At 60.4% G+C, this 26,893-nt stretch carries 17 protein-coding genes; 12 read left to right on the top strand and 5 right to left on the bottom strand.

The genetic code is table 11. The features are described 5' to 3' along the window. The first annotated feature begins 137 nt into the window (after positions 1-137). Positions 138-1,427 carry a M18 family aminopeptidase gene (locus CE491_RS10340; RefSeq protein ID WP_110948260.1) on the top strand — a complete coding sequence of 430 codons (1,290 nt, stop codon included), beginning with the start codon at positions 138-140 and terminating at the stop codon, positions 1,425-1,427. A gap of 372 nt (positions 1,428-1,799) precedes the next feature. Continuing rightward, a complete protein-coding gene (locus CE491_RS10335; protein ID WP_234407569.1) occupies positions 1,800-3,989 on the top strand; it encodes a mechanosensitive ion channel family protein in 2,190 nt (729 codons plus the stop codon). Positions 3,990-4,147: 158 nt separating this feature from the next. On the opposite strand, the gene CE491_RS10330 is transcribed toward CE491_RS10335, so the two are convergent. After that, entirely contained in the window at positions 4,148-5,050 is a 903-nt protein-coding gene (locus tag CE491_RS10330) for a glycine betaine ABC transporter substrate-binding protein (protein WP_110948259.1), read from the bottom strand. 217 nt (positions 5,051-5,267) lie between these two features. On the opposite strand from CE491_RS10330, the gene CE491_RS10325 reads away from it, so the two are divergent. Beyond that, complete coding sequence (locus CE491_RS10325; protein ID WP_110948258.1) at positions 5,268-7,304, top strand: NADH:flavin oxidoreductase; 2,037 nt, start codon at positions 5,268-5,270, stop codon at positions 7,302-7,304. Positions 7,305-7,413: 109 nt separating this feature from the next. Here CE491_RS10325 and CE491_RS10320 read toward each other — a convergent pair whose 3' ends face one another. The 3 genes from CE491_RS10320 to CE491_RS10310 form a co-directional block, all read right to left on the bottom strand. Then, positions 7,414-8,193 carry a pyrroline-5-carboxylate reductase family protein gene (locus CE491_RS10320; protein ID WP_110948257.1) on the bottom strand — a complete coding sequence of 260 codons (780 nt, stop codon included), beginning with the start codon at positions 8,191-8,193 and terminating at the stop codon, positions 7,414-7,416. Next, complete coding sequence (locus CE491_RS10315; protein ID WP_110948256.1) at positions 8,183-8,887, bottom strand: TetR/AcrR family transcriptional regulator; 705 nt, start codon at positions 8,885-8,887, stop codon at positions 8,183-8,185. Before CE491_RS10315 ends, CE491_RS10320 begins: the two co-directional genes overlap by 11 nt. 363 nt (positions 8,888-9,250) lie before the next feature. Continuing rightward, complete coding sequence (locus CE491_RS10310; protein WP_110948255.1) at positions 9,251-9,970, bottom strand: UTRA domain-containing protein; 720 nt, start codon at positions 9,968-9,970, stop codon at positions 9,251-9,253. Positions 9,971-10,368: 398 nt separating this feature from the next. On the opposite strand from CE491_RS10310, the gene CE491_RS10305 reads away from it, so the two are divergent. The 9 genes from CE491_RS10305 to CE491_RS10265 all read left to right on the top strand — a co-directional run bounded on the left by CE491_RS10305 (position 10,369) and on the right by CE491_RS10265 (position 23,934). Further along, complete coding sequence (locus CE491_RS10305; RefSeq protein WP_110948254.1) at positions 10,369-11,436, top strand: ABC transporter substrate-binding protein; 1,068 nt, start codon at positions 10,369-10,371, stop codon at positions 11,434-11,436. A gap of 253 nt (positions 11,437-11,689) precedes the next feature. Then, a complete protein-coding gene (locus CE491_RS10300; RefSeq protein ID WP_110948253.1) occupies positions 11,690-12,496 on the top strand; it encodes an alkaline phosphatase family protein in 807 nt (268 codons plus the stop codon). Continuing rightward, entirely contained in the window at positions 12,493-13,335 is an 843-nt protein-coding gene (locus CE491_RS10295) for an ABC transporter permease (RefSeq protein ID WP_110948252.1), read from the top strand. Before CE491_RS10300 ends, CE491_RS10295 begins: the two co-directional genes overlap by 4 nt. Further along, entirely contained in the window at positions 13,322-14,119 is a 798-nt protein-coding gene (locus CE491_RS10290; protein ID WP_110948251.1) for an ABC transporter permease, read from the top strand. The genes CE491_RS10295 and CE491_RS10290 overlap by 14 nt, the downstream gene beginning before the upstream one ends. Before the next feature lies 1 nt (position 14,120). Further along, positions 14,121-15,110, top strand: coding sequence for an ABC transporter ATP-binding protein (locus CE491_RS10285; RefSeq protein WP_110948250.1), 990 nt, complete (start codon positions 14,121-14,123; stop codon positions 15,108-15,110). A 141-nt stretch (positions 15,111-15,251) separates the two neighbouring features. Then, entirely contained in the window at positions 15,252-15,905 is a 654-nt protein-coding gene (locus tag CE491_RS10280) for an HAD family hydrolase (RefSeq protein ID WP_110948249.1), read from the top strand. A gap of 135 nt (positions 15,906-16,040) precedes the next feature. Continuing rightward, positions 16,041-19,301, top strand: a complete 3,261-nt coding sequence (locus tag CE491_RS10275; protein WP_110948248.1) for a hypothetical protein — start codon at positions 16,041-16,043, stop codon at positions 19,299-19,301. 122 nt (positions 19,302-19,423) lie between these two features. Then, positions 19,424-20,824, top strand: a complete 1,401-nt coding sequence (locus CE491_RS10270; RefSeq protein ID WP_110948247.1) for a cupredoxin domain-containing protein — start codon at positions 19,424-19,426, stop codon at positions 20,822-20,824. Between the two features lie 44 nt (positions 20,825-20,868). Continuing rightward, entirely contained in the window at positions 20,869-23,934 is a 3,066-nt protein-coding gene (locus tag CE491_RS10265; protein WP_199885060.1) for a hypothetical protein, read from the top strand. A 52-nt stretch (positions 23,935-23,986) separates the two neighbouring features. Here the strand turns inward: CE491_RS10265 and CE491_RS10260 are convergent, their stop codons facing one another. Further along, positions 23,987-26,815, bottom strand: coding sequence for an autotransporter outer membrane beta-barrel domain-containing protein (locus CE491_RS10260; RefSeq protein ID WP_234407568.1), 2,829 nt, complete (start codon positions 26,813-26,815; stop codon positions 23,987-23,989). Positions 26,816-26,893: the final 78 nt, after the last annotated feature.

Below are 26,893 nucleotides of genomic sequence, written 5' to 3'. Positions count from 1 at the left end.
GGCAGAACCAAGCCAGCGCCGCCAAAAGCATCGGATATACACCCCACCCCAGCGCCAACATCAAGCCCCACAGCAACCACGCTCGCCCCCGCAGTAATACGGCTGTAAACTCGCGCCATTGCTGTCTGGAGTAACTTATGCGCGAAGAGTTGAACCAAGGCCTGATCGACTTCCTCAAGGCCTCCCCCACCCCCTTCCACGCCACCGCAACCCTGGTGCAACGTCTGGAAGGCGCCGGCTATCAGCGTCTGGATGAACGCGAGCCGTGGTACACCGAAGCCGGCGGCCGCTACTACGTCACCCGCAACGACTCCTCCATCGTCGCCTTCAGACTGGGTCGCCTGTCGCCCCTGATCGGCGGCATTCGGCTGGTCGGCGCCCACACCGACAGCCCCTGCCTGCGGGTCAAACCTCAACCTGAGTTGCAGCGTCAGGGCTTCTGGCAACTGGGCGTCGAAGTCTACGGCGGCGCCCTGCTCGCCCCGTGGTTCGATCGCGACCTGTCGCTGGCCGGCCGCGTCACCTTCCGTCGTGACGGCAAAGTCGAAAGCCAACTGATCGACTTCAAACTGCCGATCGCGGTCATCCCCAACCTGGCGATCCACCTCAACCGCACCGCCAACGAAGGCTGGCCGATCAACGCGCAGAACGAACTGCCGCCGATTCTCGCTCAGGTGGCGGGCGACGAGCGCGCCGACTTCCGCGCACTGCTGACCGACCAACTGGCTCGTGAGCACGGACTGAACGCCGACGTGGTGCTCGATTACGAGCTGAGTTTCTACGACACCCAGAGCGCAGCGGTCATCGGCCTTAATGGCGACTTCATCGCTGGCGCGCGCCTGGACAACCTGTTGTCCTGCTTCGCTGGCCTGCAGGCCCTGCTCAACGCCGATGGCGACGAAACCTGCCTGCTGATCTGCACCGACCACGAAGAAGTCGGCTCGACCTCCGCCTGCGGCGCCGACGGGCCGATGCTGGAGCAAGTGCTGCAACGCCTGCTGCCGGAGGGCGACGACTATGTGCGCACCATTCAGAAGTCGCTGCTGATCTCCGCCGACAATGCCCACGGCGTGCACCCCAACTACGCCGAGAAGCACGACAGCAACCACGGCCCGAAACTCAACGCTGGCCCCGTGATCAAGGTCAACAGCAACCAGCGCTACGCCACCAACAGCGAAACCGCCGGGTTTTTCCGCCATCTGTGCATGGCCGAAGAAGTGCCGGTGCAGAGCTTCGTGGTGCGCAGCGACATGGCCTGTGGCTCGACCATTGGCCCGATTACCGCTGGTCACTTGGGCGTTCGCACGGTGGACATCGGCCTGCCGACCTTCGCCATGCACTCGATCCGCGAGCTGGCAGGCAGCCAGGACCTGACGCATCTGGTGAAGGTACTGACAGCCTTTTATGGCAGTAGTGAATTGCCATAATCCATGCGCTTGTTAAAACATAAATGCTCCGCTCAAGGGGCATTTATGTTGGCGCTCAAGTTACAGGCACCTGCCCTGAAACAAATCGCTATTAACCGCAAGTGATGCGAACTCGGGCCGGACTGGCAGTTTCATGAAGGCTCAACCCAATCAATCCCCCGAAGGAATCAACGACTTCTGAAGTGACCTTCAGGGGTTGAGGCGGACGATAGGAGGTATCTCCCAGCTATCCCGCAGCGCCCTCTTGATACGCCACACAAAATGCCTCTCGCCAACCCAGAGCGTCACTCGTAAACTCACGGGTCCTGCCTGAACGCCCGGCTGCCTTGTCCGGCCGCGTCGGGTGTCTGTCGATTCGAGGTTCATTGCCTGGTGATTGCTTCTGCCCGCCTTCGCGTCCTGTCGCGTTTGTTGTTGATCTGTCTGCTGGCGTTTTTTCCTGTCGCGTTGACCCAGGCCGCCGGACTGCCCGGCTTGCTCAGCGGGCAGAAAACCCAGCCCCAGGCGCAGGAGCCTCTGGGCCAGTCGCTGGATGAAGTGATCACGTCCCTGGAGAACGATCAGCAGCGCAGCAAACTGCTGGACGATCTCAAGAAACTGCGCGACGCCACCAAGAAAGCCCAGCCGAACGCCGAGCAAGGCGTCCTGGGATTGATCGGCGGCACGCTGTCCGAATTTGAAAAACAGTTCACCGGTGAAGACAGTCCGCTCAGTCGCTGGGGAGATGAGGTGGCGTTGGCCGAGCAGGAGCTCGTCGGGCTGATGCTGCCCGCCAGTCAGTGGTGGCCGATCATCTTCAGTTTTGCCGTGGTCCTTGCCCTGTGGAGTCTGCTGGCCGCCGCGTTGATCTGGCTCAGCCATCGGCTGCGGGTGCGTTTCGGGCTATCGGAAGAACTGCCCCAACACCCGCGTCCCACCGACATGCTGCGCTTTGCCCTGCGCAAACTGGGTCCGTGGCTGATTGCACTGGTAATCACCATTTACCTCAGTTACTCCCTGCCGCCCTCGCTGGGTCGCGACCTGGCCATGGTTCTGGCTTATGCGCTGGTGGTCGGCACGTTGTTCTCGGCCATCTGCGTGATTGCCTTCTCCCTGCTCGACGGCCCGCATCGCCACCAGGCGCTGTACATCCTGCGCCATCAGGCGTTTCGCCCGCTATGGTGGATCGGCAGCTTTGCCGCGTTCGGTGAGGCGCTGAGCGATCCGCGACTGGTCGCCAGCCTCGGCGTGCATCTGGCACACACCGCCGCGACCCTGGCCAACGTCATGGCGGCGATTTCCACGGGGCTGTTCATCATCCGTTTCCGCAGGCCGATTGCCCATCTGATCCGCAATCAGCCGTTGTCCCGTCGCCTGAAACGGCGGGCGCTGAGCGACACCATCGAGATCCTTGGCAGCTTCTGGTATCTGCCCGCGCTGGTGCTGGTGGGGGTATCGCTGTTCGCCACGTTCTTTTCGGCGGGCGACACCAGCACCGCCCTGCGCCAGTCGTTGATCTGCACCGTGCTGCTGGTGCTGTGCATGGTCATCAACGGCCTGGTGCGGCGCCACTCGCAGAAACCGGCCCACGGCCACAAACGTCATGCGCTGTATTCCGAACGGCTGAAAAGCTTCTTCTACACCGTGGCCCATCTGCTGGTCTGGCTCTTGTTCATCGAATTGGGCCTGCGCGTCTGGGGTCTGTCGCTGATTCGCTTTTCCGAGGGCGACGGCCATGACATCAGCGTGCGTATCCTCGGCCTGGCAACGACGCTGATGTTCGCCTGGCTGGTCTGGATTCTGGCCGACACCGCGATTCACCACGCCCTCACCCGCTCGCGCAAAGGCCTGGCCAACGCCCGTGCGCAGACAATGATGCCGCTGATCCGCAACGTGCTGTTCGTGACCATTCTGATCATCGCGGTGATCGTCGCGCTGGCGAACATGGGCATGAACGTGACGCCGCTGCTGGCCGGTGCCGGTGTGATCGGTCTGGCCATCGGTTTCGGCGCGCAGTCGCTGGTCGCGGATCTGATCACCGGCCTGTTCATCATCATCGAAGACTCGCTGGCCATCGATGATTACGTGGACGTCGGCGGCCACCTGGGTACGGTCGAGGGCCTGACCATTCGCACGGTTCGGTTACGCGACATCGACGGCATCGTCCACACCATTCCGTTCAGCGAGATCAAGAGCATCCAGAACTACTCCCGCGAATTCGGCTACGCGATCTTCCGCATCGCCATCCCTTCGAACATGAACATCGACGACGCCTTGAAGATGATTCGTGACGTCGGCCAAAAGATGCGCACCGATCCCCTGCAACGCCGCAATATCTGGTCGCCGCTGGAGATTCAGGGGGTGGAGAGTTTCGAATCGGGCAACGCGATCCTGCGCGCACGCTTCAAGACTGCGCCGATCAAGCAGTGGGAAGTCTCGCGAGCGTTCAATCTGTCGCTCAAGCGCTACCTGGATGAGGCCGGAATGGATCTGGCGACACCGCGACTGAATGTGCAGGTGAGCACCAGTGGCGCACGCGTGAGCGGGGTACGCGGTAAGAAGGAAGACGCGTCGGGTAGCTGACGCGCCACCAAACCTGCGGGAGTGAGCTTGCTCACTAAGGAGTTCCGGTCGTTGAAAATTTAGCGAACGTACCGGCCGCTTCTTGAGCAAGCTCGCTCCCACAGCACCGGTGCATGCCCTGAAATTGGGCCGGACGGTTAATTGGGCAGAGAGCCCGTTTACGGCGTCGCCGATGCCGTGGCGCTGTCCTTGAACATCGCTGCAAAGCGCGGTTTGTTGGCCGCGGAATAGTCGGCGGTGACTTTTTCAGCCGAACTCGACCGCGCATCCAACATCAGTTTTTGCAGATCTTCCTTCGGGATCGAGTAATGGGCGAAGAACTGCGCCACCTTCGGGTACTGCTCACTGAAGCCTTTGCGGGCCACCGCGTGAATCTGCTCGGCGCCGCCGAACAGATGCTCAGGGTCATCCAGGTAACGCAGCGGGTATTTGGAGAACATCCAATGCGGGCTCCAGGCGTTGACCAGCGACCACTTGCTGCGTTTCAGATTGCGATCCAGCTCGCTGAGCATGCCGCTTTCCGAAGATGCGACCATTTTGTAACCGACAATTTTCCCGTCGTTGATGACCTTCTCGGTCAACTTGTACTGCCCGTTGCCCACTTCGGAGGTCAGAATCTTGCCTTCGAATTTCTCCTTGATCCCCGGCTTGTTCAAATCAGCGAGGCTTGAGACTTCACTGGCCGGAACGATATCCGGAACCGCCATGCCAATACGCCCTTCATACAGCACGCCCAGATCTTCGAGCTTGTCCCTGTACTTGTCGTAGAACGCCTTGTGCGTGCCCGGCAACCAGACCATCGGAATCAGATCGATGTTGCCGTTGGCCATGGCCTGAAACTGGATGCCGATGTCGGCCATTACCAGCTTGACCGGCTGCTTGAGCTGATCTTCCAGAACGATGTTGGCCAGCTTGACGGTGATTTCGGTGTCGGACCAATTGACCCATCCGATGCGCACCGGCGGCTGGTCTGCGGCGTGGCTGAACAGACTTGCAGTCGTCAATGCGACCCCTGCCAACCAACCAATACTTTTTTTCTTATACGGCGAATAAGCAACCATTGTGCATCTCCCCTTTCGTGTATGGGCGTTACTGGGTGTGGCAGTGGAATCGTCGATCGCGCCAGTCTCGGGCCGGCTGCTGCGCGATGGTATCCACACACACTGTGTGGGAGCAAGCGAAATGTACACCAGCGTCATCATAATTTGACACCCCTGTACATTTCACATACTTTCGCGTCAAACCACGTCTGATGTTCCCTCCCAGGAGCGCACCACTATGTCCAGCGATCCGCTGCTGCAGCCTTACAGAATCAAGAACCTGACCCTGCGCAACCGCATCATCACCACCTCCCACGAACCGGCGTATCCGGTGGACGGCATGCCCAAGGATCTGTATCGGGCCTACCATGTGGAGCGGGCCAAGGCCGGAGTGGCGCTGACGATGACTGCAGGTTCGGCAGCGGTTTCCCGCGACAGCCCGCCGGTTTTCAACAACGTACTGGCATACAAGGATGAAGTGGTTGGCTGGCTCAAAGACTTGACCGACGAGTGCCATGAACATGGCGCGGCGGTGATGATCCAGTTGACGCACCTGGGACGCCGCACCCGCTGGGACAAGGCTGACTGGCTGCCGGTGGTTTCTCCTTCACATCGGCGCGAAGCGTCCCACCGCTCGTTCCCCAAGAAGCTGGAAGACTGGGACATCCAGCGCATCATCAATGACTACGTCGCCGCCGCGGAGCGTATGAAAGCTGCGGGCATGGATGGTCTTGAGCTTCAGGCATATGGCCATTTGATGGATCAGTTCTGGTCGCCGCTGACCAACGACCTAGAAGGCGAATACGGCGGCTCGCTGGAAAACCGCCTGCGCTTCACCTTCGACATCCTGCGCGGCATTCGCCGGCAATGCGGTGAGGATTTCCTGCTCGGCGTGCGTTACACCGGCGATGAAGACCTGCCGGGCGGATTCGGCGCCGAGGATGGCATCGCCATTTCGCACATGCTCAAAAACAGCGGGCTGGTGGATTTCCTCAACGTGGTCAAAGGCCACATCGACACCGATGCCGGGCTGACCGATGTGATTCCGATCCAGGGCATGCGCAACTCGCCGCACCTGGATTTCGCCGGGGAAATCCGCGCCGCGACGGGCTTCCCAACCTTCCACGCCGCGAAGATCCCGGACGTGGCCACCGCGCGCCACGCCATCGCCTCCGGCAAAGTGGACATGGTCGGCATGACCCGCGCGCACATGACCGACCCGCACATCGTGCGCAAGATCATCGACAAGCGCGAAGAAGAGATTCGCCCTTGCGTGGGCGCCAACTATTGCCTGGACCGCATCTACCAAGGCGGCGCGGCCTACTGCATCCATAACGCCGCCACCGGCCGCGAAACCACCATGCCCCATGAAGTGCCGAAGGCCGCGATCAAACGCAAGATCGTGGTGATCGGCGCAGGCCCCGGTGGGCTGGAAGCGGCACGGGTTGCGGGTGAACGCGGGCATGACGTGACAGTGCTGGAAGCTGCGGATCGGCCGGGTGGACAGATTCGTCTGACCTCACTCAGCGAACGCCGTCGGGAGATGATCAGTATCATCGACTGGCGCATGGCGCAGTGCGAACGACTGGGAGTGAAATTCCACTTCAACACCTGGGCCGAAGCGCGGACGGTACTGGACCACGAACCGGATGTGGTGATCGTTGCCACAGGCGGCCTGCCGGACACCGAAGTTTTGAAGGAAGGCAATGAGCTGGTGGTCTCGGCCTGGGACATCATTTCCGGCGACGCCAAGCCGGGCAAGAACGTGCTGATCTTCGATGATGCGGGCGACCATGCGGCGCTGCAGGCAGCAGAGGTGATTGCCCAGAGCGGTGCACGGCTGGAAATCGTCACGCCAGATCGCGCCTTCTCGCCGGAAGTGATGGCCATGAACCTGGTGCCTTACATGCGCAGCCTGCAGGATCTGGAGGTGGTGTTCACCGTGACCTACCGCGTGGAAGCCGTGCAGCGTCGGGACGGCAAGCTGGCGGCGATTTTTGGCAGCGACTACGGCAAGGTCAACAAGGAACGCATCGTCGATCAGGTGGTGATCAACCACGGCACGCTGCCGATGGACGAGTTGTATTTCGAACTGCGCCCGCTGTCGAGCAACGAAGGTGCGGTCGAGCAGCACGATCTGATCGCCGGGAACGTACAGAACCTGGTGACCAACCCGACCGGGCGCTTTCAGTTGTTCCGCATTGGGGATGCCGTGGCCGCACGCAATACCCATGCGGCGATTTACGATGCGTTGCGGTTGGTGAAGGATCTTTGACGACCCGAGATTCTCCGTTGGAGCGCTTGCCCGCGATCGCATCGTGTCAGCCAATGCATTTGGTAGGGGGAGACTGCAATCGCGGGCAAGCGCGCTCCTACAAAACCGCTTACATCCCTCCGCGCGCCACGGCTGCTCCCGCCTGCAACGCCCGCCCCATCTGATCCTCAAACCCGGCATCGATCAGGCTCTGCAACGCTGCCGCCGTTACGCCTTTATAAGCCACCAGTGAATTGATCATGGCCTGGGGATCGTGCCTGGCAAGCAACTGGCTCGCCGACACCACCACGCCTTTCGCTGCCTGCCGGGCGATGTCTTCGGAAATACCGGCTTTGACAGCCTGACGGGTCAGCGCAGTCATCAACAGCGCCGCAAACGCAGGGCCGGTGCCTGACAACGCGCTCAGGTAATCGATGGCGTCTTCCGTCGATACCCGACTCGCAGTGCCTACACACTCCAGCAGACGCTGAATGCACTGGATTTCAGTCGCCGCCAGCTCATTCGCGCAATGCCACGGCGTAAACGACTGCCGGATTTCAATGGCCGCGTTGGGCATTGCCCGAATGACGGTTGACGCCCCCGTCGCCGCGCCGATGGCCTGCGATGTAACCCCTGCCATCAGAGAAATCACCAGCTTGCCCGACGCATCGATGTTCAGTGCCGTGAACTGCTCGGGCCGCACGGAAAGAATGACGATGTCACTGATGTCCACCAGCACCTGATTGTCCGCCAGCAGTTGCGCGCCGCGTTCAGCCAGCGGGTGGCTGCCGGAGCGGTTGGACAGAACCAGGCGATCACCTGTGATAAGCCCGCGGTCCAGCATCGCCCGGGCAAGTCCTGCGCCCAGCCAACCGGTGCCGCCGATGATGCCGATGGCTTCAGCTCGCACTGACGCTTTGCTCGAAGGTATCGACCAGCGCAACGAACTCGCCCGACTCTTTTTCGGCGTAACCGAAGGTGCCGTAGAAGCGATCGAGCTCGCGTCTCTTGGGCGCCTTGCCAGTAAAGATGGCGACGTAATGAGGGATTCGGCGGAAACGCTCGGTGATGTCTTCGCTGGTCTTCATCGAGATGTAACCGATCTGCGTCAGATAGATCGTGCGCGCCCGTGTGTCAGCGCCATCGGCATCGTAGCCAAAACGGCGGAACATCGCCGACAGCGCGTTGATTCGCGCATCGTCGGCCGCGCCGATCTCGGTGGCCACTTCCTCGGACTGCAGGGCCCAGCTGCGCACGGCGAATTCGAACTGCGAGTCGAAGAGCTCAGGATTCAGCCAGCACTCGAAAACGTTGAGGATCGCTTCGGTGATGTTCTCCGCGTAACTTTCGGACTGCTTGACCATGCCGCCGGTGTTCTTGTCCTTCCAGCGGGCCAGAAGCGCGGCGAGCAATTGTTCGCGGTCCTGAAAGAACCAGTAGAAACTGGTGCGCGACAGGTTGAGGCGCTTGGCCAGGGGCATGACGCGCACGGCATCGACACCCGACTCTTTCAAGGCATCATAGGCCGCCTCCAGCCATCCTTCTGGCGAACCTCGCCAGCCGGACTCCTGGGGTTTGCCTCGTTCCTTGCCTGATACCGACATCTGATGTCGCCTTTGTCCGAAAGTGAGTGAATGAACTGTACGCCCCTGATCCTGCGATGTACATCCATGTACATTCGAATGACGTTTTGCCATTCAACACGTCAATCAGGCGTCACGCAGGCAGCGGTGAGCAAGCAGATCCGCTAGCTGGAGGAAACCCTCGGCACCCGGCTTTTTCATCGATTGCATCGGCGATCAAGCTCACCGGCGAGGGCTACATTCTGTTTCGGTGACGTCCGAATCGCTGCAGCGCATGGTCAGCGTATACGGCAGCATCCGCCAGCGGGAGGTTGACAAGGGCTTGCGCCTGTTGTGTTGCAGCAAGCCGACGTCGGATCGGGTGCTCGACCTGCAGCAGCACGGCTACAGATCCCCCACCACCGCACTCACATGAATCGCATCGTGCCGCCAATACTCCAGATCGCAATCGATCAACCGGCCACCTTGATCATGATTGACCCGGGCAATGCGCAGGCCCGGGCTGCCAATGGACACCTTCAACGCCGCAGCCGCTTCAACGGGCAGCGCCGTGGGCACCATCTCGAACCGTACCTGGCCGTAACGAATATCGTAATGGCTGGCATACAGTTCGGTCAGTGACTGATTGAGATCGAAATCCAGAATCTGCGGGAAGTACTCCGGGTTCAGATAATGCTCGACGTACAACACCAGTCGCTCATCGATCCGCCGCACGCGGCAGATCTGGATCACGCTGGACAGCGCAGGCAATTGCAGCAATCCGCAGATTGCGGCCGACGCCGGCTGCAGACGTGCAGAGATCACCTGAGTGGCTGGCACCCGCCCCTGCGCCTGAACCATGGCGTGGAAGTGACTGCGACGCATCAGGTCGTAGGCCAGGCGTGGCGGCGAGGTGAACCAGCCGCGACGTTCTTCTCGATAGATCAGCCCTTGAGCCTCGAGCTGCACCAACGCCTCGCGCAGGGTGATCCGCGTGGTGTCGAAGACTTCGCTGAGCTTGCGTTCGGCGGGCAACTTGCTGCCCGGCGGCAACAGACCGTGCTCGATCTGCTCCTGCAGGGCATTGCAGATGGTCGTCACCGCTCGAGGCACATCTTGGCGCATTGCGTTACCTATCTGGACTAGACCAGCGCTATTTGGGGGCAAGGTCTACAGCCGAATGGCCCGTTTCAGTGCTCTAGAGCCTAGGCAGCGTAGATGACTGTTGCGTGACAATCCAGCGCCAGGCGCTTGCAAAGCCTGCTTTGAAAAAGACTTTAGCCTTTTCAGATCAGGCACTTGAGCATGGTCTACGCTTACTTCACAGCCGTACCTCACGCCTGCGCTTTCACCAGCAAAAGTCGGTCCAGACACGAAAATGTCATGTAACTGGCCTAACTTGGCTCAGGTATTGCTGATCTAGACCAACTTACCAGGCATACCCACAAGACGTACCCACCCGCAACGAACACTTCGCCGACCCTTTCCAAGTCAATGTCGAGAAGTGCACGAAGGAGCTTCGAATGAAACACCTTTTGCTGGCATCACTCCTGGGTTCGGCCATTGCGCTGAGCACATCCGCCATGGCCGCGGACACCGACCTCAAGACGCTGGAAGCCGCGGCCAAGGCCGAAGGCGCCGTCAACAGCGTGGGCATGCCCGACGATTGGGCCAACTGGAAAGGCACCTGGACCGACCTCACCGCCAAATACGGTCTGGTGCACATGGACACCGACATGAGTTCGGCACAGGAAGTGGCCAAGTTCGACGCGGAAAAAGACAACGCCAGCGCCGACATCGGTGACGTGGGCGCCGCTTTCGGCCCGATCGCAACAGCCAAGGGCGTGACCCAGCCATACAAACCGTCCACCTGGGATCAGGTTCCAGACTGGGCCAAGGACAAGGACGGCCACTGGGCACTGGCTTACACCGGCACCATCGCCTTCATCGTCAACAAGAAGCTGCTGCACGGCTCCGACGTGCCGAAATCCTGGGCTGACCTGAAAACCGGCAAATACAAGGTCACCATCGGCGACGTGAGCACGGCGGCACAAGCGGCCAACGGCGTACTGGCCGCAGCGATCGCCATGAAAGGCGACGAGACCAACATCGCCCCCGGCCTGCAACTGTTTACCGAACTGGCCCAGCAGAAGCGTCTGGGGATCAACAACCCGACCATCCAGACCATGGAAAAAGGTGAAGTGGAAGTCGGCGTGGTCTGGGATTTCAACGGCCTGAGCTACAAGGCCAAGATGGCCAACCCGGATGACTATGTGGTGCTGATCCCGTCCGATGGTTCGGTGATTTCCGGCTACAGCACCATCATCAACAAGTACGCCAAACACCCGAACGCCGCCAAGCTGGCGCGTGAATACATCTTCAGCGATGCCGGCCAGATCAACCTGGCCAACGGCAACGCTCGTCCGATCCGCGCCGAACACCTGACGCTGCCGCCTGAAGTACAGGCCAAGCTGCTGCCGAATGAGCAGTACAAGGGCGTGACGCCAATCAAAGATGCCGCAGCGTGGGAAAAAACTTCGAAAGCCCTGCCGCAGCAGTGGAACGAGCAGGTCATCGTCGAGATGCAGTGATCCCCGGATGGCGCTTCGCGAATGAAGCGCCATTTCCTAATGCAACATGTCCCCGTGGGAGTGAGCTTGCTCACGAAGGGTGCGGAAACTTAAAACAACTTCAGCGCCTGAACGGCCGTCTTCGTGAGCAAGCTCACTCCCACAGAGGACCGTATTTGCTGCGTAACAGTGCGGCGTCGAAAACGGGGCGAGATATCGCACAGAGGATCTACGCCAGTCTTGCAACACCCAATTCGCACACCCCGGAGATGCCATGAAACACAACGTCATCCTGATCCTGCTGGACGGCCTGAGTTACAGCGTCGCGCAGCATGCGATGGGGCATCTGCTGGCTTACCGGAACGCGGGCCGAGCCGCCTTGTACAAGCTGGAATGCGAGTTGCCAGCGCTGTCCCGACCGCTTTACGAATGTATCCTGACCGGCGTCGCGCCGATCGACAGCGGCATCGTGCACAACCATGTGTCGCGCCTGTCCAGTCAGCGCAGCGTCTTCCACTATGCCGCGGCTTCCGGGCTCACGACTGCCGCAGCGGCCTACCATTGGGTCAGCGAGCTGTACAACCGCAGCCCGTTCATCGCAGCCCGTGATCGACACACCGACGACGCCGACCTGCCGATCCAGCACGGTCATTTCTACTACGTCGATCACTACCCCGATTCCCACCTGTTCGACGACGCCGAGCACCTGCGAACAGCACACCAGCCGAACTTCCTCTTCATTCACCCGATGAACATCGACGATGCGGGCCACAAGCACGGCCTCGACACCCCGCAATACCGCAACAGCGCGCGCTCGGCCGATGTCATCCTCGCCGAATACCTGCAGCGCTGGCTCGACGCCGGGTATCAAGTGCTGGTGACCGCCGACCACGGCATGAACAACGACCGCTCGCATAACGGCATTCTCCCTGAGGAGCGCGAAGTGCCGCTGTTTGTCATCGGTGATGCGTTCAGCCTCGATCCCGGCGCGCAGCCGAAGCAGACCGAGCTCTGCGGAACCGTGTGCGAACTGCTCGGCGTCCCCCACGACAAACCTGTTTGCAGAGAGGTGCTCAAGTGAATTCACAGAGTCGCGGCAAATGGCTGGGGCTGTTGTGCCTGGTGCCCTTTGCGGTTTTCTTCATCGCATTTCAGATCGCCCCGCTGGCCTGGGTCGCGATCAACAGCCTGCACTCGGACGCGGGCTGGGGCCTGGACAACTTCATCAAGGCATTCAACTCACGCTTCTATCGCCAGGCGATGCAGTACAGCCTGGAGATCAGTTTCTGGTCGAGCCTGATCGGCATCGTCATCGCGATTCTCGGCAGCTACTCGCTGCGCAAGGTGCCAGGGCGGCTGCGGGATTTCGTCAGCGCCTTCGCCAACATGACCAGCAACTTTTCCGGCGTACCACTGGCCTTTGCGTTCATCATTCTGCTGGGCTTCAACGGCGCGCTGACGCTGATTCTGAAACAGGCTGGCATCATCGATGACTTCAACCTGTACTCGAAGACCGGCCTGATCATTCTCTACACCTACTTCCAGATTCCCCTGGGCGTGTTGCTGTTGTACCCGGCCTTCGACGCGCTGCGTGAAGACTGGCGCGAATCGGCTTCGCTGCTGGGTGCCAGCGGCTGGGATTTCTGGCGACATATCGGCATTCCGGTGCTGACCCCTGCCCTGCTCGGCACCTTCGTGATTCTGCTGGCCAACGCGCTGGGCGCCTACGCGACGGTCTATGCGCTGACCACCGGCAACTTCAACGTCTTGCCGATCCGCATCGCGGCCATGGTCGCAGGTGACATCAGCCTGGACCCGAACATGGCCAGCGCCCTGGCGATGATTCTGGTGGGCATGATGACCCTGGTGACTATCGTCCATCAGTGGCTGTTGAAGAGGAGCTACCATGTCTCGCGCTGAACGCGGCCCGGTCGGGCTTTACCACCGCGTGGTGGTGTACATCCTGTTCCTGATTCTGCTGGCGCCACTGCTGGGCACCTTCGTCTACTCGATCGCCACCAGTTGGTCGGCGACCATTCTCCCCGCCGGGCTGACCTACAAATGGTACGTGGCGCTGTGGAGCGACCCGCGCTTTTTGATGGCGTTCGCCCAGTCGCTGCTGGTCTGCGTTGGCGCGCTGATCCTCTCGGTGGTGCTGATCCTGCCACTGCTGTTCGTGGTGCATTACCACTTCCCGAAACTCGACGCGCTGATGAACATCCTGATCCTGCTGCCGTTCGCCGTACCGCCGGTGGTGTCGTCGGTGGGCCTGTTGCAACTCTACGGTTCGGGGCCGCTGGCGATGGTCGGTACGCCGTGGATTCTGATCGGTTGCTACTTCACCGTGGCGCTGCCGTTCATGTACCGGGCGATCACCAACAACCTGCAGGCGATCAATCTGGTCGACCTGATGGACGCCGCGCAGTTGCTCGGCGCCAACACGTTTCAGGCGGCATTTCTGGTGGTGCTGCCCAACCTGCGCAAAGGCCTGATGATCGCCCTGCTGCTGTCATTCTCGTTCCTGTTCGGCGAGTTCGTGTTCGCCAACCTGCTGGTGGGCACGCGCTACGAGACGCTGCAGGTTTACCTGAACAACATGCGCAACAGCAGCGGCCACTTCAACAGCGCGCTGGTGATCTCCTATTTTCTCTTCGTGTTGCTGCTGACCTGGGCGGCCAACCGACTGAACAAGGACAAAGACTGATATGAGCTTCGTCACTGTCGAAAACCTGCAAAAGAACTACGCCAGCACCGCAGTCTTCAGCGATATCAACTGCGAGATCAACCAGGGCGAATTCGTCACCCTGCTCGGGCCCTCCGGCTGCGGCAAATCCACCCTGCTGCGCTGCATCGCCGGACTGACTTCGGTCACCCGCGGCAAGATCTTTCTCGATGGCAAGAACATCGTTCCGGTGTCGCCGCAGAAGCGTGGGATCGGCATGGTATTCCAGAGCTATGCGCTGTTTCCCAACATGAACGTGGAGCAAAACGTCGCGTTCGGCCTGCGCATGCAGAAGGTCAGCGCCGACCAAACCCGACAGCGTGTGGCCGAGGTGTTGAAACTGGTTGAGCTGAGCGAACTGGCCAAGCGTTACCCGCATCAGATGTCGGGCGGACAATGTCAGCGCGTTGCGTTGGCGCGTTCGTTGGTGACCCGTCCGCGCCTGCTGTTGCTCGACGAGCCGCTGTCGGCGCTCGATGCGCGGATTCGCAAACACCTGCGAGAACAGATTCGCGCCATTCAGCAGGAACTGGGCCTGACCACGATTTTCGTGACCCACGACCAGGAAGAAGCACTGACCATGTCCGACCGGATCTTTCTGATGAATCAGGGCCGGATCGTGCAGAGCGGCGACGCGGAAACTCTGTACACCGCGCCGGTCGATGCGTTCGCCGCAGGCTTCATCGGCAACTACAACCTGCTCGAACCCGACGCCGCCAGCCGCCTGATGCAACGCCCGATCAACAGCCGCGTGGCAATCCGTCCGGAAGCGATTCAACTGAGCCTGACCGGCGCCCTGGAAGGCGAAGTGCGCAGCCACAGCCTGCTGGGCAACGTGATCCGCTACCGCGTCGAAGCGCGGGGCGTGGAATTGATCGTCGACGTGCTCAACCGCTCGGCCAACGACTTGCACCCCAATGGCAGGCGCGTCACCCTGAACATCGAAGCGTCGGCGCTGTGTGAGGTCGCTTGATCCCACGCCGGACAACCTGCAAGAGCGCGCTTACCCACGAATGCGTTCTTCAGTTGATGAATATAAACCTGATACACCGCGAACGCGGGCAAGCGCGCTCCTACCTGGATTGCGTACGTATCAACACAGAGGACAGCGGCAATGCCTTTAGCCATTTTCGACTTGGACGAAACCCTGATTCACGGCGACTGCGCCAGTCTGTGGAGCGAGCAGATGGGCCGTTTGGGGTGGGTCGATCCTGAGTCGTTCATGAAAAAAGACCATGAGCTGATGGAGGCTTACAGCAAGGGCGATCTGGCGATGGAGGACTACATGGCCTTCAGCCTGGAGCCGATGATCGGCCGCACGCGCGAAGAAGTGGAGTTTCTGGTGGGCCCCTGGGTGGAGGACTTCATCGAACCGATCATCTTCAGCGACGCCACCAAAGCCATCGCCGAACACCGCGCCGCCGGTGACCGCATCCTGATCATCTCCGCTTCGGGCGTGCACCTGGTGCGGGCCATCGCCGAACGCATCGGCGTCGACGAGGTGTTGGCCATCGATCTGGACATCGCCCACGGCGTTTACAGTGGCAAGACCAAAGGCGTGCTGACCTACCGCGAAGGCAAGATCACCCGCTTGCTGGAATGGCTGGATCAGGAAGGCGAAAACCTAGAAGGCGCGAGTTTTTACTCCGATTCGCGCAATGATTTGCCGCTCTTGCAGAAGGTCGATTTTCCTCATGTGGTCAATCCGGACCCTGTGCTGCGTGAGGCTGCGACAAAGGCCGGGTGGCCGATTCATAGCTGGAAATGAACCGTTAGAACTGTATCCCGACCCGTCCGAAACGGCCTGACCAACGGTAGCAAAACCTGTCATTTCTGACAGTAGGCAAATATCCCCACGCGGCGCTCAATGACTTCTGCGATCAACCGACAGGAGTCTACCGCGATGGCAACCACACCCCTGAACACCTCCCCCTCTTCTGCTTCGACCTTCGCTGCGGTCCCTCCCGAAATACCGGGCGCCAAGCAGATAATCGGTCCGCCCGCCGATCCCGAGCTGGACCCGTTCGGCTTATGGGGGGTCAACCGGGCGGCGGCGGCGGAGAACTTTCCCAATAACGGGCTGCAGGTGTACATCGAGAAATGGGGCCGCATGAGCGTAGGCGACAGGGTTAGCGTACGGCTGGACGATACCGAGGTGAACAGTGAGCTGATCCAGCCTGGCGAAGTGGATCAGCGCCTCACCACCTTCGTCCCGTTCAGCAACCTGGACGCCGCGCCGTGGAGAAAAACCCTGCACTACACAATCAAACGCCTGGGTCAGGTTGAGGAAAGCTCGGTACCGATCAGCATCTACGTCAAACTCGATCGTCCCGGCGGCCGGGATGAGGACGGCAGTATCCCGGGCCATACGGAACTGAAATTCTCCCTACCCGCGGACATCGTCCGAGGTGGCGTAGACGCCGACGCTGCCAAAGCAGGCGTGCGCATCACCATTGATCCGTATCCGAACATGACCTGGCGCGACATCATCAAGGTGTCCTGGGGCGGGCACTTCATTTTTCACGAGGTGCAGGAGGACGAAGTCGGTAATGCGTTGGTCGTCATCGCCGACGAAGCCACCATCGTGGCGGCTGGCGACTCGGGGCCGAATGGTCTGGCGGTGACCTATGAGGTCTACGACCTGGTGGAAAATCGGTCTGAAGACTGGGCCAAGGAAACTCGCGTCAACGTCGATGCGGGCAATTCACGCCTGGAAGCGCCGTTCGTGAAAGATACCCCCCGAGACACTCTTGATCTAGATAAGCTTGGCGATAACCCGGCCGTGGTCCAGGTCGTGGCCAGAAACAGAGCCCTGATGGGCATGTTGAGCGAGGAGGAGCAGCGCGAGGAGAACAAGAAGGCTGAGGATGAGAAGACGCGCATCATCGCTTCGCTGTCTACCGCTTCACTGGGTCTGGCGAACCTGGACGACGTGATGAGAATCAACGCCGATTACGCCGAAGGCGATCAGATCATCGTGAGGCTGCAGGGCACCACGCTGGAAGGCGCCGTGGTTGACCATGAAGAGCCTGCGGTCGCGTACGATTACGGTCGTGTCTACGAGATCCCGGTCGATAACCTGATCGTCCGTTCGTTGGCCAAAACCCAAGTTGTGTTTTCCTACCGTGTGCTGCACCAGGACGGAACTGAATCGATATCCAAAGGTGCATTCATTCAAGTAGTGGGTGAGCCGGAACGGCTGGCAGCACCGATTGCCAGGGACCTCGAACAAGGCGCAATCGATCCTGATCTGCCACGCACCACCATTGAAATCCCGTGGGACGATAGCATGGAGGCTGGCGACGTAATCATCCTGCGCTGGATCGGCAGCCGACCTGATCACTCTGTCTATGATCCGGAGTTGCCGCTCAAATTCATCTCGCGCGGAGACGCCCAAGACAAACTGCCGATCCTCATGGTGGTCGAAGGTAGCCACCTCAAGACCATCGAAGGCGGTACGCTGGAACTGTACTATCAGCTTGAAAAAGAAATCGGCGGCTCCAGCGTTCTGCGCGAATCCGTGCACCTGCCTCTGATACTGGTAGGCGAGCCCAGAGCCGAACTGGATGCGCCTATCGTGTCGAACGTGGTGAACGGCGTGATGGACCCCGACGTTGAAATCGCAACGCTGACCGTGCCGCCGTACAGGGGCATGGTCGTTGGCGATGAGGTGTTCCGTCAGTGGGAAGGCAGCAAAACCGGCCCGGATGAAGACCCGGACTCTGTGATGGTCAACTCACGGTTAGTCGGCAACCCCATCCCCTTCGACATCAGGGGCAGCAGGTTCATCAAGCCCAACGAAGGCGGCGACGTGGCGGCCTCCTATTGGGTGATCCGCGCAGGCAACACGCGCAGCGATTCGAACTTGACCACATTCAGCGTCGGCGCACCGGTGCCGCTCGATCCGCCGACCATCGGCAGCATCACCGACAGCAAAGGCGAAGTTCCAGAGGACGGCGCTACCGTTGACAGGTCACTGAACGTGACGGGCAAAGCCGCGGCGAACCGCGAGGTGGACATCTTCGATGGCTCGGTCAACCTTGGAATGGTAACGGCCAACGCTAACGGAGACTGGAGCAAGCAGATCGACGATCTGGCCGTAGGTGCGCATGTGATCTGGGCCAGAGCCCGATACGGGGATCAGGCGCAGTCCGAGAAGCGAAATCTGACCGTTATCGCGCTGGTCACGCCTACCATCAGCAACGTCAAGGACTCCAAAAATGTCGAGATTCCTGACAACGGCGCTACCTTCGATACCAGCGTGACGCTGACGGGCAATGCCTCGGCAAACCTTGCGGTGCGGATTCTCGACGGCGCTGTCGACAAAGGCACCGCGACGGCCAGCGCCAGCGGGACCTGGACGCACACTGTGGATGGTCTGAGCGCCGCAGCGCACTCCTTCACCGCCCAAGCGCTGTATGGCAGCGGCGAGGTGTCAGCGGCACATCGGCTCACCGTGTTGGCGGCGGCCGGCCCGGTCATCACCAGCGTCAAGGAAACCAGGGAAGGCGAAGACGGCGGCGGCGACATTCCAGAAGGCCAGACCCGGGTGGCTTACAACGTGACCGTGAGCGGCACGGCGGCAGCCAACCAGAAGCTGGATATCTTCGATAACAACCTTAACAAAGGCGAGGTGACCGTCGATGGGACGGGCAACTGGACCAAGGATCTCCCCGCCTTGAGCTTTGCGAAACACAGCATTACGGCCAAAGGCAAATACGGGGACAACCCAGTCTCGCCTGCGCGAACCTTCACGCTGGTGCGAGGCACAATTCCGACCATCGACACCGTGGCCGACTCCAGCACCCCCAATATCCCGGACCACGGTTCCACGACCGAAACGGAACTGACCCTGAGCGGCGCGGGCAGCGCCGGCAGACGAGTCGAAATCCTGGACAACGGCGACCACCTATACAACGTGACCCCGAACGGCTCGGCAATCTGGACAGCCAGGATCCCCGCACTCACCGTCGGCCCTCATACGCTCCTGGCCCGCGCGCGGTACAGCGACAGACCCCAGTCCAGCGAGCGCCATGTAACGGTGGTTCAGGTCACGAAGGTCGACATCACCAGCGTCAAAGACTCCCAAGGCGTAGAGATTCCCGACGGCGGCACGACCGTAGAGACGGCAGTGACCATCGCCGGGACTGTCACCTATTCCTGAGTCAAGACAGCCTGGCACCCACCCGAGGGGCAGCAATTGCCCCTTTTTACCGCTGCGTTGGCAGGCATGTGACGGTAGAAGAAAGATTTCAAAGGATCTGCACCCGCTTAAGGAAACCATTCATGAAACGCTTCCCAGTGATCTCACATTACGCGCCGAACCGGTATCCCTTTACGTTGGCGCTGGACTCACTCTTGATCCCCTACATCGTGGACCCGGTCGAGGACGGCGACGGCGGCCTCAACATACAGGCTCGCGATGACCAGCCCGACGGCATATTGACCTTCGTGGACCCCTGGTGGGACATGTCCGTGGGCGATCACATCGATATCTTTTGGGGTAGCGAAACGAATGCGGTTGCACAGCGGGACGTCGGTCCAGACGACATCGATCAGCGGCTGTTTTTTTTCCTGGATGTTTCGCTGATGAAGCCAGGCTGGGTCGAGAGCGTTTATTACCGGCTCACACGCACGGGTTCGACGACGCCGGAAGATTCATTGCCGTTGCGGATACTGATCAAGCTCGATCGGCCGGGAGGCGTGGACAAGGATCCGCATTTGCCCGGTCACTCGGAACTGGCCATCCCGGGTTTGCCTCAGGATGTGATCGACAATGGCGTGGGTGCCGAGTGGGCCGCACGAGGCGTCCCGGTGCAGATTGCCGCCTACCCCAATCGCACCGCCCGCGACACCATCGACCTGCGCTGGGGCGATATCCCCTTGAGGCATCGGGTCACGGCTGCCGAAGCCGCGGGCATGGACCCGGTCGTGATTGACGTGGATCATGCAACCATTATCGCGGCCGGGGATTCTGCCGCGCTGGCGGTGAAATATCAGGTGTTTGACGAGGTATTCAACTATTCGGTGCCGTGGTCGCAACAAACCACTGTTCCCGTGGATGCAGATACCTCCTTTCTCGATGCACCGTTGATCAAAGAGGTGAACAACGCAGGCATTATCGATCTCGGGCAACTGAGTGACAGCAACGTCACTGTGCAGATCGAAGCCCGGCCCCCTGACTTCAGTACCGGCGATACCGTCACCCTGACCTGGGTGGGAACGCCCGCTGCTGGCGCCCCCTTGGTTTACACCAAGTCGGTCATTCTGGACGACGTGCCGTCTATCCTGGAGATCGAAGTGCCCAATGCTCAGGTCCGGGCGATCAATGGTGGCCGGGCCCAGGCAACTTATGTGCTGACCAAGGCCGTCGGTAACCCGCTGTCTTCCAAACGCGCATTCGCCAGCGTCAGCGGGCAGATTCCGCTGCCGGCACCCGAGGTGCTGGAGTCGGTCGGCAATACCCTGGATCCGACGCTGGAGCGGGCCCACGTGATCATTCCGGTCTACGAGGCCATGGCCAGCGGCGATCTGATCGACATGTTCTGGCACGGCACCCTGCAGAACGGCACGCCGCACCGGTACGAAGCAAGTCACATTGTGACGGCCAGTGAAGTGGGCGAGGTCATTTACATCGGTGTGCCCGAGCAGGACATCGCCATTCTGGCCAACGGGAGGCGGAGGTAAGCTACCGGGTCTCCAACGATGCTCGCCCGCCGGCCAATATCCGGGTGTCAGACCCCCTGCGCCTGAGCGTTGCCCCGCGATACGCCGAGTTACCTGCACCAACGGTGGCTGAGGCGCCCGAGGGCGTACTGGACCCGGAATCGGTGCCCGTACACGCAACCTTGTGGGTGCCTTACACCGGCATGGCGGCGGGCGATTACCTGATCTGGTACTGGCGAGCCGAAACTCCGGATGGCACTTTCCAGGACTCGATCCCCATTACCCACCCGATCGCTGGCCAGCCCATCAGTTTCTACATCCCGCGGCAACTGATCGAGCCGAGCCTGAACACCATCGTCCAGGTGTTCTACAGCGTCCGGCTGGCCGGGACCGATACTTACCGTTATTCACAGGTACTGGACCTGACCATCGGCACGCTCATCGGCGAGTTGCCGCCACCCCAGGTACTTCAGGCCAACGGTACGACGCTCGACCCGATGCAGGCCCTGAACGGCGCCACAGTGCGCGTACGCTACGCCAGCATGGACCCCGAGGACGTCATCACCCTCACCTGGCTGGGCACCCCCGGCGCGGGCTCACCGCCAGACCAGCAGATGCCTGGGTCTGCCAGCGGCGAGATCGACTTCCAGATTCCCGCCACTGTCGTCGGCGCCAACATCGGTCAGCAGGTCAGCGTGGTGTATCTGGTCAGGCGCTATGTCACCGAACGGCAGTCCGATTTTCTGATGCTCGACGTGACCGCCATTCCCGACAGCCAGCTACCGGCGCCGATCATCACCCAGGCCGATGCGCAAACGGGGGTGCTGAACCTGGCAACCTTTGCTGGCAACGCGACAACCACCGTGGCCCCATGGCCATTCTTGGTCACGGGCCAACGGGCCTGGCTACGCCTTGAGGGTGAAACCGAGAGCGGCGGCCCGCACTCGATCGTGCTGCTCGATGGCGCTGAATTAACCGGCGCGCAAGTCGGCGCCGGCCTGTCCGAAACCGTGTTGCGCACCGAGCTTGAAAAGCTGGGCCAGGACACGACACTGCGCGTGATCTGCAAGGTAGCGTTCAGCGGTCTGTTCGATGAGCCCAGTGCCCTGCCCTTCCCGTTAACGATCTATGAATTCAAGCTGCACCATGACTGGGTGACGCCGATCATCGTCAGCGTCATGGACTCCGGCGGCGAGGTGGCCGAGGGGGGGACGACGTTCGAGGTAAATCTTACGCTCAGTGGCACCGGCACGCTTGACACCGAACTGGAGATTCTCGACGGCACCAACCGTCTCACCACCACTCGGACCGATTTGAACGGCGTGTGGACGGTTGAACTGACCAACCAATACCCCAAAGGCTACAGCATCACGGCCAAGGCCCTGGACGGCAGCGGCTTGGCATCGTCACCGCGCACGTACCAGGTGTTGGCCAACCTGACACCGAGGATCGAAGAGGTGCTGGATACCCGAGGCTCGGTAAGCAATAACGGGACGACCGTCGATACCACGCTCACTGTACGCGGCAACGCCAGCCCCGATCAGCGCATCGAACTGCTCGATGGCACGACCTCAATTGGCGAAGCGGCGACGGACTTCCTGGGCGCCTGGTCGCGACCGGCTTCCGGCTTGACTGTGGGCACCCATTCCTTCAAGGCCAGAGCACTGTATGGCACCCGGCCCGAGTCGACGGCCTGGAACGTGATCGTTGCCCAAGCCGTTGCGCCGACCATCAGCAGCATCCGGGAGAACGATGGCGATGAAATTGCCCCGGACGGATTTACCGTGGACACCTCTGTCCTCCTCACGGGCAACGCCAATGCCGATCTTGAGGTAGAGATATTCGACGGCAGCTTGTCCAAGGGCAAAGTCCGGGTCGACGCCAGCGGCGTATGGACATTGCCTCTGGGCAGTTTGTCTGTCACCGCCCACTCCATCACAGCCAAGGCCCTGTATGGCGCTGGAGCTTCATCGGCGCCGCGCAGGTTCACTGTTGTCGCGTCGGTCAATCCGACCCTCACGGCCGTAGTCGATCCACAGGGCGCACCGGTGGCCGTCGGGAGCTCGACCTATGCCAACAGTGTGACCGCATCGGGCCAGGCATCGATCTATCAACAGGTTGAGGTTTTTGACGGCCCGGACTCCAAAGGTACAGCGACCGCGAACGCCAGCGGCGCCTGGTCTCGCGCTGTCAGCGGCTTGCAGGTGGGCGCGCGTTCACTGACCGCCAAGGCGCTGTACGCGAACAACCCCGTTTCGGCGCCATGGGGCTTTACGGTTAAGGCCGCGGTGGTGCCAACGTTAGTCAGCGTGCGCGATTCACGGGCAGAAATCGGTAATGGCGGCTCGACTACCGAGACCTCGGTCACGGCATCGGGCAAGGCCGCGCCTGACGAGCAGGTGCAGGTGTACGACGGGGCGACATCCAGGGGCAATGCGCCGGTCAATGGCGAAGGTGACTGGCGGCATGTGGTGTCGGGGCTGGCGCTGGGCTCGCACAGCCTCAAGGCGGTGGCGCTGTATGGGAGCGGGCCAGAGTCGGGTACGCGGTCGTTTACGGTCAGATCACCGATACCTGACTTTGTGCTGGATCGCTCCAACGTCAACTTGAACGGCAAGGTCTATGTGCTCCCTGGCTATCCGAATCACGATCCCGCGCCTTGGCCAGGTGGCACCACTTACACCCGCAGGCCCAGCAGCGGTGTTGCTCCCTACAGCTACAGTTCGAGCAATGCAGCAGTGGTCAAGGTAGACGGCAATGGAACGATCTATTCTCGCGGCAACGGCAGCGCCACGATTACCGTCAGAGATGCCCAGGGCCGCTCCGGGACTTACAACGTTGGTGTCAGCGGGGTGATTCAAGTGCTGGGACTTGGGAGGTCAACTTATAGCAATGCAACGAGTGCCGCCGCCAGTCGAGGCAAACGGATACCGAGCCATAACGAATTGAATGAGATTGCCGCTGCTTACTCGGGCCGTTGGCCAATGGGTAATGCTCTGTATTGGTCAACCACGCCAGGAGCTGGCCTGTGGACGCTGCGCTGTAAAAACCTGGTGACCAGTGGCTGGCAGGACGTGAAATACAAGAGCGTTTTTGGTGACGTCAACTCCCTGAACGTCGTTGCCATCTAAACAAACCCACTGAGCGATTCATCGCTCAGTGGGCCCTTCATCACGCGTTGTTTCACCAGCTATAACGCAACCCGACATTAGCGCCGAACGGCTGCTCGATGTGTTTGCCATTGCCGTAGTCGAAATCGGCATGCAGTTGCAGGTTATCGGAGAACGCCACCGCGACACCCGCGCCCAGCTCGCCACGGGAACCGGACAGGTCGTTGTTGAACACGTTGTTATTGACCTGCACTTCATTCTTCCTGGCGAACTCATGCACCCCCGCCACGCGCACATAAGGCTGCACGACCTTGCCGTCACTCAGCGTGAAGTTGCGCCCGGCCGTCACGCCGACCTTGCCCAACAGCGAACGGGTGCGATCGCCTTCGGCCTGGAGGTCGTTGTTCAAGTGGTAATCCTTGCCCTGGATGACCACGGCAGAAAGCTGGGTGAAGGGCTCGATGAAATAACCGTTGTCGAGTTTGATATGACGGCCGAATTCGACCGAACCACCCACGCCGGTGTTGTCGTAATCGCCCTTGGCGCGTGTGCCGTCACTGATGCTGACTTTTGAGTCGTTGCGAAAGCGGTTGGCCTTGACGACGCCGTCGAAGTAATACCCGCTGTCCTGGTCCATCCAGGTGGTGTAGAGGCCAGCGTAGTAACTCTTGACCGTGCCGGAGGTGCCATGGTTGAGGTTCAGATCCGAGGTGCTATGACCTGCCAGCACACCCACCAGCCATTGGCCGTCGCCAACCGGCAACGGCGCATCGGCGCCCAGGGAGAAGCCTTGCTGGGTCTGCTGATAGCCCACGCCCGAGGAATCGCTCACGTTGTACTTGTTGCCATAGGTGCGCAACCAGCCACCGGCCTTGCCGCCATTGAAGCGCAGCTCGCCCATGCGGCTGCGCAGCGACGTCAGCTCGCCGTACCAAACCGTAGGCGCGGTATTGAACAGGGCCAGGACCGATTGGGTACCAGGGCTGATGGTGCGGGTGCTTGGATCGAGGAACCAGTCCGATCCTCCACTGCCATTGGCGCTGGACGCAAGCTCGTAAGAATAAGCGCCCACGTCCACGGCACGACCGCCGGCCAGGGCGAAGGTCGCGTCGCCGCTTGCCGTACGCACCACGTTCAAAGGCTCGGGGGACACCGGATCGACCCCGGAGCCTGCGATCAGCAAGGTATGACTGCCTGTCGCGGAACCGGTGACATTCAGCGTGTCGTGCTGGTTAGTGGCGAAGTCGGCATCCATGATGAAAGTGCCGTTCCCGGAGAGTGTGCCGACATTGAGCTGGTAAAACTCATTGGCCGCGCCGAATTTCACTGCACCATCGTTCAACGCCAGCGAGTTGACGCTGTTGTTGCCCGCCATGTTCCAGACCGAAGCGTCGCCAATGGCCAAGCTGCCGACATTGTTCAGATTGCCGGTGAACGCCGAATCGCGCTGCAGCGACACCGCACCGGTGCCGTCGATGGACGTGACATCGCCGGTCATGGCACTGGCGTCGAGGCTGACGTTGTTGCTGCGTACATTGCCGTTGAGGACCGAGCCGTTGCCCAGGAAGATCTCCCCCAAAGCGTTTTCCGAAGTGATGTCGCCTTTGAGTGAACTGGCATCCAGAGTTACGTGATCACTGCCATTCACATTGCCCTCCAGCAGAGAGCCCTGCGCTAGCGCGATTACGCCAGCAGCGCTCGCTGAGGTGATATTCCCGATCATTGAACTGCCGTCCAGGCGCACGTTATTGCTGCCGATAACGTCGCCCTCCAGGACCGAGCGGTTGCTCAGTAATACCGAACCCGCATTCCCCACACTGACATCGCCGGTCAGCCGACTGGCGTCGAGGTCAAGCGTGCTGATTCCGGTCACCGAACCCGTCAGCACCGATCCATTCTGCAGCGACAAATTGCTCGCCGGGCCGGTGGAGATCACGTTGGCATTCATCGAACTGGCATCCACGGTGATCTGATCGGCACCGGTCACATTGCCATTCAGCGTCGAGCCGTTGCGCAGCGTGACCACGCCCGTGCCATCTGTGGAAACGATACTACCGGAGAAAGTACTGGCACCGATGTCTACGTTGTTGACGTCGGTAATGTTGCCGGTAAACGCCGAGTTGTTTTGCAATGACAACGTTCCCGAACCGCCATCGGCAACCACAATGTCGCCGCGTATCTGCGATTGATTTAATGCCAGATTGACGGCACTTCCTGGATCGACGTGGATATTGCCCTCAAGTGAGCTGCGGCTTACTTTCATATTGGCTATGGAGTCGCCATAAACTTCGAGGATGTTGCCGTTACCCCCCTTGAGTACGGCATTGTTCGAAATCTGAACGTCGGCATCAACGCCAAAATCAAGGGCGATCGCGGCGCCGTTGATGCCTTCGATACTTGAGTTGTCGAGAATCAGCCGGTTATCGCCGACGCCATTACTATCGGTAATGAGATACACACCGTTCTCGACCCCCTGAATCGTCGAGCCATTGGTAACCACCGCATCACCACCAAAGACATTAAGTCCTGCACTGCCCGCACCGGTGCCTGTAACCTGGGTACCGCTCAACTGCAGGCGACTTAGCCCGGTCACCTGAGCTCCCACGTCAAAGCCTTGAATTGTCGCGCCGGCGACTTGCACCAGTGAGCCACCTGTACTTCCGATAGGCCGATTCACCGAAAGACCAATGAATTCGCCGGCAATATGGGTGTTGGTGATCGTTGCAGTGCTGTTGTTTACGACGACGCCATCGGTAAGCGATTGGACGCTGCCACCCGTGAGATTGAGTATGCCGCCATCATTCAGGGAGATTGCGCGAGTCGTGGCATTGCTGGCATTCAACGTACTTCCCGCACCGGTTACGGAATAATCATCCAGTGATGTCGAGGAGTCGATGTTCAATACATCGCCATTTTCGACGATCGCCGCAGTGGAAAAAGAACTTGCTAACAAGAGTGGGATTGCGCTTAGGACTGCAGC

Source organism: Pseudomonas bohemica, from assembly GCF_002934685.1.
GTDB lineage: Bacteria > Pseudomonadota > Gammaproteobacteria > Pseudomonadales > Pseudomonadaceae > Aquipseudomonas > Aquipseudomonas bohemica.
The sequence above is the reverse complement of the archived record's forward strand: the minus strand, read 5'-3'. Positions and strand labels throughout refer to the sequence as shown.